This is a genomic window from Siccibacter colletis (assembly GCF_000696575.1).
Classification (GTDB): Bacteria; Pseudomonadota; Gammaproteobacteria; order Enterobacterales; family Enterobacteriaceae; genus Siccibacter; species Siccibacter colletis.
This window is the reverse complement of sequence record NZ_JMSQ01000004.1, coordinates 104,603-117,968: the sequence shown is the minus strand read 5'-3', so window position 1 is coordinate 117,968 and position 13,366 is coordinate 104,603. Positions and strand designations below refer to the sequence as shown.

General features: G+C 60.2%; 15 protein-coding genes. 11 read left to right on the top strand and 4 right to left on the bottom strand.

All coding sequences use genetic code 11. The features are described from left to right. Positions 1 to 93: 93 nt before the first annotated feature. The 5 genes from endA (at position 94) to ruvX (ending at position 3,758) form a co-directional block, all read left to right on the top strand. Positions 94 to 801 carry a deoxyribonuclease I gene (gene endA / locus ET34_RS0103985; protein ID WP_031519660.1) on the top strand — a complete coding sequence of 236 codons (708 nt, stop codon included), beginning with the start codon at positions 94 to 96 and terminating at the stop codon, positions 799 to 801. An 86-nt stretch (positions 802 to 887) separates the two neighbouring features. Further along, a complete protein-coding gene (gene rsmE, locus ET34_RS0103980; RefSeq protein WP_031519659.1) occupies positions 888 to 1,619 on the top strand; it encodes a 16S rRNA (uracil(1498)-N(3))-methyltransferase in 732 nt (243 codons plus the stop codon). 68 nt (positions 1,620 to 1,687) lie between these two features. Then, positions 1,688 to 2,635 carry a glutathione synthase gene (gene gshB, locus ET34_RS0103975; protein ID WP_031519657.1) on the top strand — a complete coding sequence of 316 codons (948 nt, stop codon included), beginning with the start codon at positions 1,688 to 1,690 and terminating at the stop codon, positions 2,633 to 2,635. A gap of 143 nt (positions 2,636 to 2,778) precedes the next feature. Then, positions 2,779 to 3,342, top strand: coding sequence for a YqgE/AlgH family protein (locus ET34_RS0103970; RefSeq protein ID WP_031519655.1), 564 nt, complete (start codon positions 2,779 to 2,781; stop codon positions 3,340 to 3,342). Further along, entirely contained in the window at positions 3,342 to 3,758 is a 417-nt protein-coding gene (ruvX, locus tag ET34_RS0103965; protein ID WP_031519654.1) for a Holliday junction resolvase RuvX, read from the top strand. Before ET34_RS0103970 ends, ruvX begins: the two co-directional genes overlap by 1 nt. Before the next feature lie 130 nt (positions 3,759 to 3,888). On the opposite strand, the gene ET34_RS0103960 is transcribed toward ruvX, so the two are convergent. Then, complete coding sequence (locus ET34_RS0103960; protein WP_031519652.1) at positions 3,889 to 4,578, bottom strand: IclR family transcriptional regulator domain-containing protein; 690 nt, start codon at positions 4,576 to 4,578, stop codon at positions 3,889 to 3,891. A gap of 53 nt (positions 4,579 to 4,631) precedes the next feature. Here ET34_RS0103960 and ET34_RS0103955 point away from each other — a divergent pair, with 53 nt between their 5' ends. Further along, on the top strand, positions 4,632 to 6,890 hold the full coding sequence (locus tag ET34_RS0103955) for an FAD-dependent oxidoreductase (protein WP_031519650.1): 2,259 nt from the start codon (positions 4,632 to 4,634) through the stop codon (positions 6,888 to 6,890). 18 nt (positions 6,891 to 6,908) lie between these two features. On the opposite strand, the gene ET34_RS0103950 is transcribed toward ET34_RS0103955, so the two are convergent. Continuing rightward, complete coding sequence (locus tag ET34_RS0103950; RefSeq protein WP_031519648.1) at positions 6,909 to 7,910, bottom strand: type IV pilus twitching motility protein PilT; 1,002 nt, start codon at positions 7,908 to 7,910, stop codon at positions 6,909 to 6,911. On the opposite strand from ET34_RS0103950, the gene ET34_RS0103945 reads away from it, so the two are divergent. From ET34_RS0103945 to hemW, 5 genes are read left to right on the top strand one after another with little or no spacing between them, the layout of a single operon-like run. Further along, on the top strand, positions 7,909 to 8,628 hold the full coding sequence (locus ET34_RS0103945; RefSeq protein ID WP_031519647.1) for a YggS family pyridoxal phosphate-dependent enzyme: 720 nt from the start codon (positions 7,909 to 7,911) through the stop codon (positions 8,626 to 8,628). The two genes, ET34_RS0103950 and ET34_RS0103945, sit on opposite strands and share 2 nt — an antisense overlap. 8 nt (positions 8,629 to 8,636) lie before the next feature. Continuing rightward, positions 8,637 to 9,191 (top strand): YggT family protein, encoded by a 555-nt coding sequence (locus ET34_RS0103940; protein WP_031519645.1) that lies wholly within the window; start codon positions 8,637 to 8,639, stop codon positions 9,189 to 9,191. After that, on the top strand, positions 9,188 to 9,478 hold the full coding sequence (gene yggU / locus ET34_RS0103935) for a DUF167 family protein YggU (protein WP_031519643.1): 291 nt from the start codon (positions 9,188 to 9,190) through the stop codon (positions 9,476 to 9,478). Before ET34_RS0103940 ends, yggU begins: the two co-directional genes overlap by 4 nt. A 13-nt stretch (positions 9,479 to 9,491) precedes the next feature. After that, positions 9,492 to 10,085 carry an XTP/dITP diphosphatase gene (locus tag ET34_RS0103930; RefSeq protein WP_031519642.1) on the top strand — a complete coding sequence of 198 codons (594 nt, stop codon included), beginning with the start codon at positions 9,492 to 9,494 and terminating at the stop codon, positions 10,083 to 10,085. Beyond that, positions 10,078 to 11,214 carry a radical SAM family heme chaperone HemW gene (gene hemW / locus ET34_RS0103925; RefSeq protein WP_031519640.1) on the top strand — a complete coding sequence of 379 codons (1,137 nt, stop codon included), beginning with the start codon at positions 10,078 to 10,080 and terminating at the stop codon, positions 11,212 to 11,214. Before ET34_RS0103930 ends, hemW begins: the two co-directional genes overlap by 8 nt. 93 nt (positions 11,215 to 11,307) lie before the next feature. On the opposite strand, the gene ET34_RS0103920 is transcribed toward hemW, so the two are convergent. After that, complete coding sequence (locus ET34_RS0103920; RefSeq protein ID WP_031519638.1) at positions 11,308 to 12,615, bottom strand: MFS transporter; 1,308 nt, start codon at positions 12,613 to 12,615, stop codon at positions 11,308 to 11,310. A gap of 125 nt (positions 12,616 to 12,740) precedes the next feature. Then, complete coding sequence (gene mog, locus ET34_RS0103915; RefSeq protein ID WP_031519637.1) at positions 12,741 to 13,328, bottom strand: molybdopterin adenylyltransferase; 588 nt, start codon at positions 13,326 to 13,328, stop codon at positions 12,741 to 12,743. Positions 13,329 to 13,366: the final 38 nt, after the last annotated feature.

The window sequence follows — 13,366 nt, the reverse complement described above, 5'->3', positions numbered from 1 at the left end:
GCCGCCTCCGATCTGGAAATTTTCAGCGGTTATTGATTGCAACAAACGCCGTCTGTGGTTACGGTGCGGGCTCGTTTTGACAAGGAGTCTGCCATGTTACGTATCGGCATTTCTGTTCTGGCGTTATCCGCCACACTCTTCGCTCTCCCGGCCCTCAGCCAGGGGATTAACAGCTTCTCTCAGGCCAAAGCCGCCGGGGTAAAAATCAACGCCGACGCGCCGGGGGATTTTTACTGCGGCTGTAAAATTGACTGGCACGGCAAGAAAGGCGTCGTCGATCTGGCGTCCTGCGGCTATAAAGTGCGTAAGAACGCCAACCGCGCCAGCCGCATCGAGTGGGAGCACGTGGTACCGGCATGGCAATTTGGTCACCAGCGCCAGTGCTGGCAGGACGGCGGGCGTAAAAACTGCGCCAAAGACCCGGTTTACCGCCAGATTGAGAGCGATATGCACAACCTGCAGCCTGCGGTCGGCGAAGTAAACGGCGATCGCGGCAACTTCATGTACAGCCAGTGGAACGGCGGTGAAGGCCAGTACGGCCAGTGCCCGATGAAAGTGGACTTCAAAGCGAAGCTGGCTGAGCCGCCGGCCCGCGCCCGTGGCTCCATCGCCCGCACCTACTTCTATATGCGCGACCAGTACAAACTGTCGCTCTCGCGCCAGCAGACCCAGCTGTTTACCGCCTGGGATAAGCTCTACCCGGTGAGCGCCTGGGAGTGCCTGCGTGATGCGCGTATCGCTCGCGTGCAGGGCAACCATAACCCTTATGTGCTGCGGGCTTGCCAGGCGCAAAAGGGGTAACCTACACTAGCGTCCACTTTGATTAACTGCGCGCCGGGGCAGCATTGCCTTCCGCCCCGCGCCTTTCGACACGGATAACAGACGCCATGCGCATTCCCCGCATCCATCACCCGGAGCCGCTTACCGTCGGCGCTGAGATCGCCCTGAGCGATGACGCCGCTAACCATGTAGGTCGCGTCCTGCGCATGAGCGCCGGGCAGGCACTGCAGCTGTTTGACGGCAGTAATCAGGTTTTCGAGGCGGAGATCGTACGCTCGGATAAGAAAAGCGTGCAGGTGAAGGTGCTGAGCGCCGCGCTGGACGACCGGGAGTCCCCGCTGCATCTGCATCTGGGGCAGGTGATGTCCCGCGGCGAAAAGATGGAGTTCACGATTCAGAAATCGATTGAGCTGGGCGTGGACGTCATCACTCCGCTGTTCTCCGAACGTTGCGGTGTGAAGCTGGACGCCGAGCGCCTGAATAAGAAGATCCAGCAGTGGCAGAAGATTGCCATCGCCGCCTGCGAGCAGAGTGGCCGCAACCGCATTCCGGAAATCCGTCCGGCGATGGATCTGGAAGCCTGGTGCGCCGAGCAGGACGATGCCCTGAAACTGAATCTGCACCCGCGTGCGCAGGCAAGCATCAACACCCTGAGCCAGCCGGTGACGCGGGTACGCCTGCTGATCGGCCCCGAAGGCGGCCTGAGCGCCGATGAAATTGCCATGACCGCAGAGCATGCGTTTACTGATATTCTGTTAGGACCACGCGTTTTGCGCACAGAGACGACCGCGCTCACCGCTATTACCGCGCTACAGGTGCGGTTTGGCGATCTGGGCTGAACCTGAACGTCAGGCGCGGCGCGCTGCAACCGTGACGCCTTACGCTTCAGCTTTACAGGAGAACAACAATGATTAAGCTCGGCATCGTGATGGACCCCATCGCTTCCATCAACATCAAAAAAGACTCAAGCTTCGCCATGCTGCTGGAAGCGCAGCGTCGCGGCTACGAGCTGCACTACATGGAGATGGCGGATCTCTGGCTGAACGATGGTGTGGCACACGCTCGCACGCGCACGCTGAGCGTCGAACAGAACTACGATAAGTGGTACGAATTCACCAGCGAGCAGGATGTGGCGCTGGCGGATCTCGACGTCATTCTGATGCGTAAAGATCCGCCGTTTGACACCGAGTTTATCTACGCGACCTACATTCTTGAGCGCGCGGAAGAGCAAGGCACGCTGATCGTCAACAAACCCCAGAGCCTGCGCGACTGCAACGAAAAACTGTTCACCGCCTGGTTTGCCGACCTCACGCCGCACACCCTGGTGACGCGCAATAAGGCGCAGCTGAAAGCGTTCTGGCAGCAGCACGGCGACATCATCATGAAACCGCTGGACGGCATGGGCGGCGCGTCGATCTTCCGCGTCAAAGAGGGCGACCCGAACATCGGCGTGATTGCCGAGACCCTGACCGAGCTGGGAACCCGCTACTGCATGGCGCAGAACTATCTGCCAGCCATTGTTGATGGCGACAAGCGCGTGCTGGTGGTGGATGGTGAGCCGGTGCCGTACTGCCTGGCACGTATCCCGCAAGGCGGCGAAACCCGCGGTAACCTGGCGGCAGGAGGGCGTGGCGAAGCCCGTCCGCTGACCGACAGCGACTGGGAGATCGCCCGTCGCGTTGGTCCGACGCTGAAAGCCAAAGGCCTGATTTTTGTTGGCCTCGACATCATCGGCGATCGCCTGACCGAGATTAACGTCACCAGCCCGACCTGCATCCGTGAAATCGAAGCCGCGTTCCCGGTTTCCATCACCGGCATGCTGATGGACGCCATCGAAGCGCGTCTGGCGAAGTAACCCTTTCAGACGCGGCTTACAGGGCCAGAATGCCAGCCATGCTGGCCCTTCCGCGTCGTCTTAGCGCTGGCTAGTGACATACCGCTGCTTTCCCCGCATACTAAACTGTCGTTTTTTCAACCGGGACTACTGAACCTGTGACAATGAATTTACAGCATCACTTTCTTATTGCCATGCCTGGCCTCCAGGACCCGCTATTCAAACGTTCCGTGGTTTACATTTGCGAATACAACGACGACGGTGCGATGGGCATCATCATCAACAAGCCTCTGGAAAACCTGAAGGTCGAAGGGGTGCTTGATAAGCTGAAGATCAAACCCGAAGGGCGCGATCCGGCGATTCGCCTCGACAAACCGGTGTTTGTCGGCGGCCCGCTGGCGGAAGATCGCGGCTTTATACTCCACACGCCGCCGGATAATTTCTCCTCCAGTATTCGTATCTCTGACAACACCATCATCACCACCTCGCGCGATGTGCTGGAAACCCTGGGTACGCCGACGCAGCCTTCGGAAGTGATTGTTGCGCTTGGCTATTCGTCGTGGGAGAAAGGACAGCTTGAGGAAGAGATTCTGGAAAACGCCTGGCTGACCGCCCCGGCAGATCTCAACATCCTGTTTAAGGTGCCAATTGCCGACCGCTGGCGCGAGGCGGCAAAACTGATTGGGATTGATATTCAGACGATGCCCGTCGATGCAGGTCACGCCTGATGAGCGGTACTCTGCTGAGCTTCGATTTTGGTACCAAAAGTATTGGCGTGGCGATTGGCCAGCGTATCACCGGCACCGCCCGCCCGCTGACGGCGCTGAAAGCCAACAACGGCAACCCCGACTGGACGCAGATTGAAAGGCTGCTTAAAGAGTGGCAGCCGGACGAAGTGATCGTCGGCCTGCCGTTGAACATGGATGGCACCGAACAGCCGCTTACCGCCCGCGCCCGCACCTTTGCCAATCGCGTGCATGGCCGTTTTGGCGTGGCCGTTACGCTGCACGACGAGCGCCTCAGTACTGTGGAAGCGCGCGCCGGCCTGTTCGAAAACGGCGGTTTTCGCGCCCTGAACAAAGGCAGCGTTGATTCCGCTTCGGCGGTGGTTATCCTCGAAAGCTATTTCGCGCAGCACGCCTGATCCTCAACCGGGCCGTTGCGCCCGGTCAATTCCCGATAAAAGCCCGCGCTGGGATCACAAATTCAGCGCGGGCGTTTTGCTTTTGCCATAATGTTTCTATAAAAGAAACATTATGACTACCCGCGATGCGTTATGTTTCACCCAGCCGGGCGCTGAGCGCCAGCAGTTCGCTAAGCCGATCGTTGAGAGTGTGCTCCGGGATGTTCCACATACCGGCTAACGCCAGGGCTGCTTTATGAGCCCCCAATGTCGTCGCCATGGAGACTTCGCCATCGTCGTGTCGCCAGATGACGTGCCCGGTGGCGCGCTGCTGTTCAAGGTGCGGCTGCAGGTGCTGCCACTGCTCCGGGCTAAATCGCGCCTGTAGAGCGTCATCCGGCTCGGCGGCCAGCAGCGACATGCCGATCACCGACTGCCACGCCGGCAGCATGTGGAATCCGGCCAGCGCCTGGCTGACCTGGGAGCCGGGTTCAGAGTGATAGATGTAGATGACCTGGTCCTCCCACAGCACGCCCATCGCCACGACGACATCTTTTGGCGCGTGGCGCTCAAGCAGCGGCAGCGCCTGGGAAAACAGCGCCGAGCCGCGAATGGCCTGAGCGGCAAGCGCATGAATACCCGGCCCCGGCAGATAGCGGCGCTGTTCGTCCTGGGTAGTGAGACCGATAGAAGCCATGCTCATCAGCAGGCGGTTAACGCGGGTGGTATTGATGCCCATCAGGCGGGCAAGTTCGCGGCAGCCGATAGCCCTGCCGCTGGAAACCAGGTACTGCAGGCAACGGATACCATCAATCAGACTTTGGTTTGGTTGTGATGACATAGCGGGCTTCGCGTAACGGGTACATGTTTAACCAGTCCAGAGGATACCAGTTTATGAAAATCTTTCAGCAAACCGATGCCCGCCATTTTCCGCGCCAGCGTCTGAAGGCCGATCTGCTGGTTGCCGGTGGCGGACTTTCCGGGCTGTGCGCGGCTCTCGCCGCCGCGCGCGATGGCCTGGAGGTGGTGCTGGTACAGGACAGGCCGGTGCTCGGCGGCAACGCCTCCAGCGAAGTGCGGCTCTGGGCCAACGGGGCCACCTCTCACATGGGTAACAATAACCGCTGGGCACGCGAAGGCGGCATTATGGGCGAGATCCTCGAAGAGAACCTGTGGCGCAACAAGGAGGGCAACCCGGTGATGTTCGACCTGGTGCTGCTCGACCTGGCACGCAGCCAGCCCGGCCTGACGCTGCTGCTCAACACCGCCCTGTTTGAGGTCGTTACCGCAGGCGAACGCATTACCGGCGCCTGCGGCTTCAACCCCATCAATGAGACCTTTTACGATATTGAGGCTCTCCAGTTTTGCGATGCTACCGGCGACGGCGTGCTCGGCTATCTGGCGGGTGCTGAATACCGGGAAGGTGCAGAAGAACAGGCGGAGCTGGGCGAGAAGATGGCACCCGGCGACAGCTTCGGCCATAAGCTCGGACACTCCATCTACTTTTACACGAAACAGACCTCCGGCCCGGTCAACTTTGTCCCGCCCTCTTTCGCATTGCAGGACATCACCGCTATCCCGCGCTATAAGCGGCTAACCTCGACCCTCAACGGCTGTGACCTGTGGTGGCTGGAGTGGGGAGGACGCCTCGACACCGTGCATGAAAGCGAAACCATCAAGTGGGAGCTGTGGAAAATCGTCTGGGGCGTCTGGAACTACATTAAAAATTCCGGTGACTTCCCCGAAGCCGACAACATGACGATCGAGTGGGTGGGCGCTATTCCCGGCAAGCGCGAAAGCCGCCGCTTTATGGGCGACCATCTGCTGTGCCAGCAGGACATCATCGAGCAACGCGACCACTATGATGCCGTCGGCTACGGCGGCTGGTCCATCGACCTGCACCCGGCAGACGGGGTCTACAGCACCCACGATGGCTGCCGTCAGTTTCACAGCAAAGGTACCTACACTATCCCGTTTCGCAGCCTGTACAGCCGCTCGCTGAGCAATCTTTTCCTCACTGGCCGCCTCATCTCCGCCAGCCACGTCGCCTTCGGCAGCGCCAGAGTGATGTGCACCTGCGGGCTGCTGGGGGAAGTGGTGGGCCGCGCCGCCGCGCTGTGCCATCAGCAGCAGATCTCCCCGCGCCAGCTGGCTGAGCCAGCACGCATTGGCGACCTGCAACAGCACCTGCAGGCGACCGGGTGTTTCATACCCCGCCAGCGCTTAAACAATCCGGCGGGCCAGGCACGGGTCACCACCAGCAGTGAATACGCGCTTTCGCACCTGGAGGCTAACGGTAGCTGGCTGGCTCTGAGCGAGCGCATGGCGCTGCTGCTACCGGTTAAAGCCGGAGAGCGCCTGCCCGTCATCGGCCTGACGCTGCGAAGCCGCATCCTCCAGACGCTCACCGTCAGCCTGCTTGCCAGCGAGCGACCGGGAAACTTCACCCCGGAACATACTCTGGCCAGCCAGACGCTGCAGGTCAGCGGGGAACAGCGACTGCCGGTTGATTTCAACATGGTGAGCGAGCGCGACCAGTACCTGTTTCTCGCCTTCGGGGCGCAGCCAGACGTCGAGATTGCCCTTACCGATACTGCGCTTCCCGGCCTGATGACGGTGTTTAACAGCCTCAATGCCCGCGTGGCGAAACATACCCGCCAGATAGCCGACGGTGACTACGGCGTGGATGAGTTTGACTTCTGGCTGCCGCGCCGCCGCCCGCATCAGGTTATGCCCGCCCTGACCTTTGACCCGCCGCTGCGCTGCTACGCTGCAGAGCATCTGCTCAATGGGCATCTGCGGCCCGAGCAGCATACCAACGCCTGGGTACCGGCCGACGATGACCGCGCGCCCACCGTCACCTGGCGCTGGGATGATCCGCCCGTCGTCCAGACGCTGACGCTGATCTTTGACAACGACTTCGACAACGCGATGGAAACCGTGCAGATGGGGCATGACAGCGCGGTTACTCCCCACTGCGTGAACCGCTATCGCCTGTGGCTCAATGGCGCACTGATTGTCGAGGTCAATGATAACCACCACTCGGTGCGCGAGCATCGCCTGGTGCACCCCGAACCCGCGCATGAGATCAAACTGGAGATCCTCGCCAGCGCCGGCGCGTTACCGGCGCTCTACTCGCTCAACCTGCGCTAGCTGAACAAGACACGGTAGTCAGGCCATTTTACCTTGATGGCGGCGCTGCGCCAGGCTGCCTTCGAAGGTTTGCATCCCCGCCTGCTGCCCGGTCTGTAGTACCCCGGGCAGCTGATGGGTTTTTCCTTCGCGGATCAGGCTGGCGACAGCGGTGGTATTGATCAGCAATTCATACAGCGCCACGCGCCCTCCCCCTGTCGCGGGCACCAGCTTCTGCGCCAGCACCGCATTCAGGCTACCGGCAAGCTGCGTGCGCACCAGGCTCTTCTCCTCTGCCGGAAAGACATCCACCAGCCGTTCCACCGCCTGGGCCGCTCCCCGGGTATGCAACGTTGCCAGCACCAGGTGCCCCGTTTCTGCAGCGGTAAGCGCCAGCCGGATGGTGGCGGTATCGCGCAGCTCGCCAAGCAGGATAATATCGGGATCTTCACGCAGCGCAGCGCGCAGCCCCTCGGCGTAGCTCTGGCAATGGACGCCAATCTCCCGCTGCTGGATCAGGCAGCGTACCGAGGTATGAACAAACTCCACCGGATCTTCCAGCGTCAGGATATGCCCCGACAAACGCTGATTAAGCCAGTCCACCATCGCGGCGAGGGTGGTGGATTTACCACTGCCGGTGGCACCGGTAACCAGGATGATGCCGTGCTGCGCCGTCAGCCGTTCGGCCAGCGCGGGCGGCACATCCAGTGTATCGAGGGTTGGACAGCGTTCAGGCAGCAGACGCAGCGCCAGCGACAACCCGGCCTGCTGCTGGAATGCGTTGGCGCGCAGCCGGGCGCCGCTCGCAAGGGTGACAGCAAAATCGAGCTGGCCTGCAGCGGTAAAGGCTGCCTGCTGTTCGGGGCTAAGCCAGCCCGCCAGCAGCCTCTGAGGATCGGGAGCGGTGCCGGGCAGCGGCTCAAGCACACCGCTGCGTCGCCAGCGTGCGGGCCAGGCGCTGCACAGGTGTAGATCCGAGACGTTATGCTTTACACTAAGGGCCACAATTTCTTCCATTTCCGCAGACCATCCTTGAACCATGAGTGAGATAACGCATAACCTGGCACAGGTCAGGGAGAAAATCGCGGCTGCTGCTGAGCGTTGCGGCCGGGCTTCAGAAGAAGTTACGCTGCTTGCAGTGAGCAAAACCAAGCCTGCGAGCGCTGTCGCAGAAGCGGTCGAGGCCGGGCAGCGCGCATTTGGGGAAAACTATGTTCAGGAGGGGGTGGAAAAAATCCGTCACTTCCAGGATGTCGGTCAAACCGGGCTACAGTGGCACTTTATCGGTCCGCTGCAGTCCAACAAAAGTCGTCTGGTGGCAGAACATTTTGACTGGTGCCATACCGTTGATCGCTTGCGTATTGCCACCCGCCTCAGCGAGCAGCGCCCGGCTCATCTGCCGCCGCTCAACGTGCTGATTCAGGTCAATATCAGCGATGAACAGAGCAAATCCGGTATCACCCTGAGCGAACTGGATGCGCTGGCAGCGGAAATAGCCGTGCTGCCGGGGGTACGCCTGCGCGGTCTGATGGCGATCCCGGCGCCGGAAACGGCATACGACAGGCAGTTTGCCGTCGCCCATCAAATGGCGGTAGCATTCCGTGCGCTAAAACAACAGTATCCGTCCGTGGATACCCTTTCTTTAGGCATGACCGATGACATGGACGCCGCGATTGCCGCAGGCAGCACCATGGTACGCATCGGAACCGCCATTTTTGGCGCGCGCGATTACGCTGCTCGCCCTAACGTTAACTCCTGAGGAATGCCATGCTGACGTTGACTTTCCTGGTCAAAACCATAATTGAGCTGTACGTGATGGTGCTGCTGTTACGTATCTGGATGCAGTGGTCGCGCTGCGATTTTTACAACCCGTTCGCCCAGTTTGTGGTGAAGGTGACCCAGCCGGTGGTGGGCCCGCTGCGTCGCGTGTTACCGTCGCTCGGGCCGATCGATACCGCTTCGCTGCTGCTGGCGTTTATCCTCTGCACCATCAAATATCCGCTGCTGCTGCTGATTCAGGCAGGCGTAGTGTCACTCGATCCGCTTAACCTGCTGGTGGGTTTACTGTCGCTGGTGAAAGCGGCCGGCACCATGGTGTTCTGGGTAATCATCATCCGCTCCATCATGAGCTGGGTCAGCCAGGGCCGCAGCCCGATTGAGTTTGTGCTGATGCAGATGACCGAGCCGATGATGGCACCGATTCGCCGCTTCCTGCCGGCAATGGGCGGCATCGATTTCTCCGCGATGGTGGTGATCCTTATTCTCTACATGCTGAACTATCTGGGCATGGACCTGTTCCCGGGGCTGTGGTACCAGCTTTGAGCGCAGTAGACATGTTGCCTGACGGGCTGGTGCTGCGGCTGTACATTCAGCCGAAGGCCAGCCGCGACAGCATTGTTGGTTTACATGGCGACGAACTGAAGGTCGCCATTACCGCCCCGCCGGTGGATGGTCAGGCCAACGCCCATCTGGTGAAGTTTCTGGCGAAGCAGTTTCGCGTGGCGAAAAGCCAGGTCGTGATTGAAAAAGGCGAACTGGGCCGCCATAAACAGGTCAAAATTATTCATCCTCAACAGATCCCGACTGACGTCGCGGCACTGACTTCGTGATCAAGGATTTACTATGCAAAACGTTGTCCTCGCTACCGGTAACGCCGGTAAAGTGCGTGAACTCGCCTCTCTGCTGGCAGATTTTGGCCTGGATGTGGTCGCGCAAACCGAACTGGGCGTGGAGTCCGCTGATGAAACCGGGCTGACGTTCATTGAGAACGCCATCCTGAAAGCGCGTCACGCGGCGCAGATCACTGGTCTGCCCGCTATCGCCGACGATTCCGGCCTCGCCGTTGATGCTCTCGGCGGCGCGCCGGGGATCTACTCCGCGCGCTACGCCGGAGAAGACGCCTCCGATCGCCAGAACCTGGAAAAACTGCTGACGGCGCTGGACGCGGTGCCGGACGGCAAGCGCCAGGCACAGTTCCACTGCGTGCTGGTTTATCTGCGTCATGCGGACGATCCAACGCCGCTGGTTTGCCACGGCAGCTGGGCGGGTGAAATTACCCGCGCCCCGGCAGGCGACGGCGGCTTTGGCTACGATCCCATTTTTTACGTTCCGTCCGCCGGTAAAACCGCGGCGGAAATGAGTCGTGAAGAAAAAAGTGCCGTTTCCCATCGTGGGCAGGCGCTGAAACTTTTACTGGAAGCAATGCGTAATGGCTAATTTGCCACCCCTGAGTCTCTATATTCATATTCCCTGGTGCGTACAGAAGTGCCCCTACTGCGATTTCAACTCTCATGCGCTGAAGGGCGAAGTGCCGCACGACGACTACGTGCAGCACCTGCTGGCGGATCTGGATGCCGATGTGCACTACGCACAGGGACGTGAGGTAAAGACCATTTTCATCGGGGGCGGTACGCCGAGCCTGTTGTCGGGCGAGGCGATGCAAACCCTGCTGGACGGTGTACGGACGCGGCTGTCGCTGGCGCACGACGCCGAGATCACCATGGAGGCCAACCCTGGCACCGTCGAGGCGGATCGCTTCGTCGAGTATCAGCGCGCCGGGGTGAACCGTATCTCCATTGGGGTGCAGAGTTTTGACAACGCAAAGCTCACGCGGCTGGGGCGTATTCACGGTGCGGACGAAGCGAAACGCGCCGCGCAGCTGGCTCAGGGGCTTGGCCTGCGCAGTTTCAACCTCGACCTGATGCACGGTCTGCCGGATCAGACGCTGGAAGAGGCGCTCAGCGATCTGCGTCAGGCTATTGCCCTCAACCCTCCGCACCTCTCCTGGTATCAGCTCACCATCGAGCCAAATACCCTGTTCGGCTCACGCCCGCCGGTCTTGCCGGACGACGACGCGCTGTGGTCCATCTTTGAACAGGGTGACCAGCTGCTGCGCGCGGCAGGCTACCAGCAGTATGAAACCTCCGCCTATGCGAAGCCCGGCTATCAGTGTCAGCACAACCTGAACTACTGGCGTTTCGGCGATTATCTCGGCATTGGCTGCGGGGCGCACGGCAAGGTGACGCTGGCGGACGGGCGCATTGTGCGGACCGCGAAAACCCGCCATCCGCGCGGCTTTATGCAGGGGAAATATCTGGATAAACAGCACGACGTCGCCACGCAGGATAAGCCGTTCGAGTTCTTTATGAACCGTTTTCGCCTGCTGGAAGCCGCGCCGCGTGAGGAGTTTACTCGCTATACCGGGCTCGACGAGGCGGTGATCCGTCCGCAAATTGATGCGGCGCTGGCGAAGGGCTATCTCACCGAAACCGCGCAGCACTGGCAGATCACCGAGCACGGCAAGCTGTTCCTCAATTCCCTGCTGGAACTGTTTTTGAGCGAGTGAGGGTTACGGCGGGTGCGCGAGCTTACCCGCCGTGAACAGAGTCACCGTCCAGGGTGGGTAAGCGCAGCGCACCCACCACTACGACGCCAGAAATTACCGCGTTCCCACCGCCTGCAGCGCCACGTCATCTTCATGATGCAAATCCTGACGCAGCAGAATGCCGAGCGCCAGTCCCACCAGCGAAAGCGCCAGTACGTACCAGCCGGGAGCCAGCGGAGACACGGCCATCAGCCCCGTGACCAGGATCGGCGTGATGCCGCCGAAAATCGCGTAGGAAAGATTGTACGAGAACGAAATCCCGGTGAAGCGCACCCCGGCCGGGAACGCCCGCACCATGACAAACGGCACCGCGCCCACCACGCCCACGCTCAGCCCCGCCAGACCGTACAGCAGGAACAGCTGCTCCGGGTGCGTCCCGGCGTAGTGATAAAACATCCAGCTGCACACCGCCAGCAGCAGGCTGCCGACGATCAGGGTTTTGCTGGCGCCAAAACGGTCCGCCGCCAGCCCGGCAAGCAAGCAGCCGATGCACAGCATAACGATGGCGATACTGTTGCCCTGCAGCGTTAACGCGGGCGCAAAGCCGTGCTGCTTTTGCAGCCACACCGGCGACATCAAAATCACCACCACAATCCCCGCCGACAGCAGCCAGGTCAGCAGCATCGACACGGCGATCGCTTTTTTATGGTTCATTACCACCGTTTTTATCGGCAGCTCGTCCGCCAGCGCTTTGCGCTGCTGCATCTCAATAAAGACGGGGGTTTCGCGCAGCCAGCGGCGCAGGTACATCGCCATCAGGCCAAACACCCCACCCAGCAGGAACGGAATGCGCCAGCCGCCATCGTGCAGAGTTTGCGGCGTCATGCTGGTGTTAATCACCGTTGCGACCACCGAACCAAGCAGGATCCCCACCGTCAGGCCCGCGGTAAGCGTACCGCAGGCGATGCCGATACGGCGGGCTGGCACGTGTTCGGCAACAAACACCCAGGCGCCTGGCACTTCACCGCCAATTGCCGCTCCCTGCAACAGGCGCATCGCCAGCAGCAGCAGCGGAGCCAGAATGCCCAGAGTAGCGTAGGTTGGCAGCAGACCAATCGCGAGGGTGGGCAGCGCCATCAGCAGGATGCTCAGGGTGAACATCTTCTTGCGCCCTACTTTGTCGCCAAAGTGCGCCATGATGATGCCACCCAGCGGGCGTGCCAGATAGCCGGCAGCGAAAATACCGAAGGTTTGCAGCTGGCGCAGCCATTCGGGGATGTCCGGCGGGAAGAAGAGTTCGCCCACCACCGCCGCAAAGAACACAAAGATGATGAAATCGTAGAACTCCAGCGCGCCCCCCAGGGCGGCCAGCGTCAGCGTTTTGTAATCCTGACGATTGAGTTGGCGGGTTACGTTCGGCATAAATGACTCGAGTAAAGAGGAGTATTGAATTTTGTTTTCGATACAGGTGTAAACAGATAATTACTATATCGTCAAAAAAACAATACTCCACCGCCACATCAGGTTATGCCATACAAAACATATTTTTAGTCATTACTCTGGCGAATTGCACTTTTCGGGCGAAAAGCTGCTACCACGTCGGCTGCCGTTTCGATATACGGCCCGTCAAGCAGCTGTACACAATACGGTACACTGGCAAAGATGCCTGCCACGACGACCTTGCCCTGCTCGTCCTTCACTCCTTCCAGAGTTTCCTGAATAGATTTCGGCTGGCCCGGCAGATTGAGAATTAGCGCCTGCTTGCGGATCGCGCCCACCTGGCGCGACAGGATCGCGGTTGGCACGAAGTGCAGGCTGATCTGACGCATCTGCTCGCCGAAGCCCGGCATTTCGCGGTCGGCGATGGCAAGGGTAGCATCGGGCGTTACATCACGGCGGGCGGGGCCGGTGCCGCCGGTGGTCAGCACCAGGTGGCAGCCGGTTTCATCCACCAGCTCACATAACGTTTGTTCGATCATCGGCTGTTCATCGGGGATAAGACGGGTTTCCAGCGTGAAGGGCGTGGTCAACGCGCGCTGCAGCCAGGCTTCAAGCGCCGGGATGCCTTTATCCTGGTAAACGCCGCTGGAGGCGCGATCGGAGATGGAAACTAAGCCAATGCGTAAAGTATTCATATCGATTCCGGTCAATCAGTACAGTTTGCCGAATGATA

Coding starts and splice junctions, on each gene's coding strand:
- ET34_RS0103970 (WP_031519655.1), top strand. CDS start 2,779: ATGAATTTACAGCATCACTTTCTTATTGCCATGCCTGGCCTCCAGGAC.
- ET34_RS0103940 (WP_031519645.1), top strand. CDS start 8,637: ATGCTGACGTTGACTTTCCTGGTCAAAACCATAATTGAGCTGTACGTG.
- ET34_RS0103930 (WP_031519642.1), top strand. CDS start 9,492: ATGCAAAACGTTGTCCTCGCTACCGGTAACGCCGGTAAAGTGCGTGAA.
- ET34_RS0103920 (WP_031519638.1), bottom strand. CDS start 12,615: ATGCCGAACGTAACCCGCCAACTCAATCGTCAGGATTACAAAACGCTG.
- rsmE (WP_031519659.1), top strand. CDS start 888: ATGCGCATTCCCCGCATCCATCACCCGGAGCCGCTTACCGTCGGCGCT.
- gshB (WP_031519657.1), top strand. CDS start 1,688: ATGATTAAGCTCGGCATCGTGATGGACCCCATCGCTTCCATCAACATC.
- hemW (WP_031519640.1), top strand. CDS start 10,078: ATGGCTAATTTGCCACCCCTGAGTCTCTATATTCATATTCCCTGGTGC.
- ET34_RS0103955 (WP_031519650.1), top strand. CDS start 4,632: ATGAAAATCTTTCAGCAAACCGATGCCCGCCATTTTCCGCGCCAGCGT.
- endA (WP_031519660.1), top strand. CDS start 94: ATGTTACGTATCGGCATTTCTGTTCTGGCGTTATCCGCCACACTCTTC.
- ET34_RS0103945 (WP_031519647.1), top strand. CDS start 7,909: ATGAGTGAGATAACGCATAACCTGGCACAGGTCAGGGAGAAAATCGCG.
- ET34_RS0103950 (WP_031519648.1), bottom strand. CDS start 7,910: ATGGTTCAAGGATGGTCTGCGGAAATGGAAGAAATTGTGGCCCTTAGT.
- ruvX (WP_031519654.1), top strand. CDS start 3,342: ATGAGCGGTACTCTGCTGAGCTTCGATTTTGGTACCAAAAGTATTGGC.
- ET34_RS0103960 (WP_031519652.1), bottom strand. CDS start 4,578: ATGTCATCACAACCAAACCAAAGTCTGATTGATGGTATCCGTTGCCTG.
- mog (WP_031519637.1), bottom strand. CDS start 13,328: ATGAATACTTTACGCATTGGCTTAGTTTCCATCTCCGATCGCGCCTCC.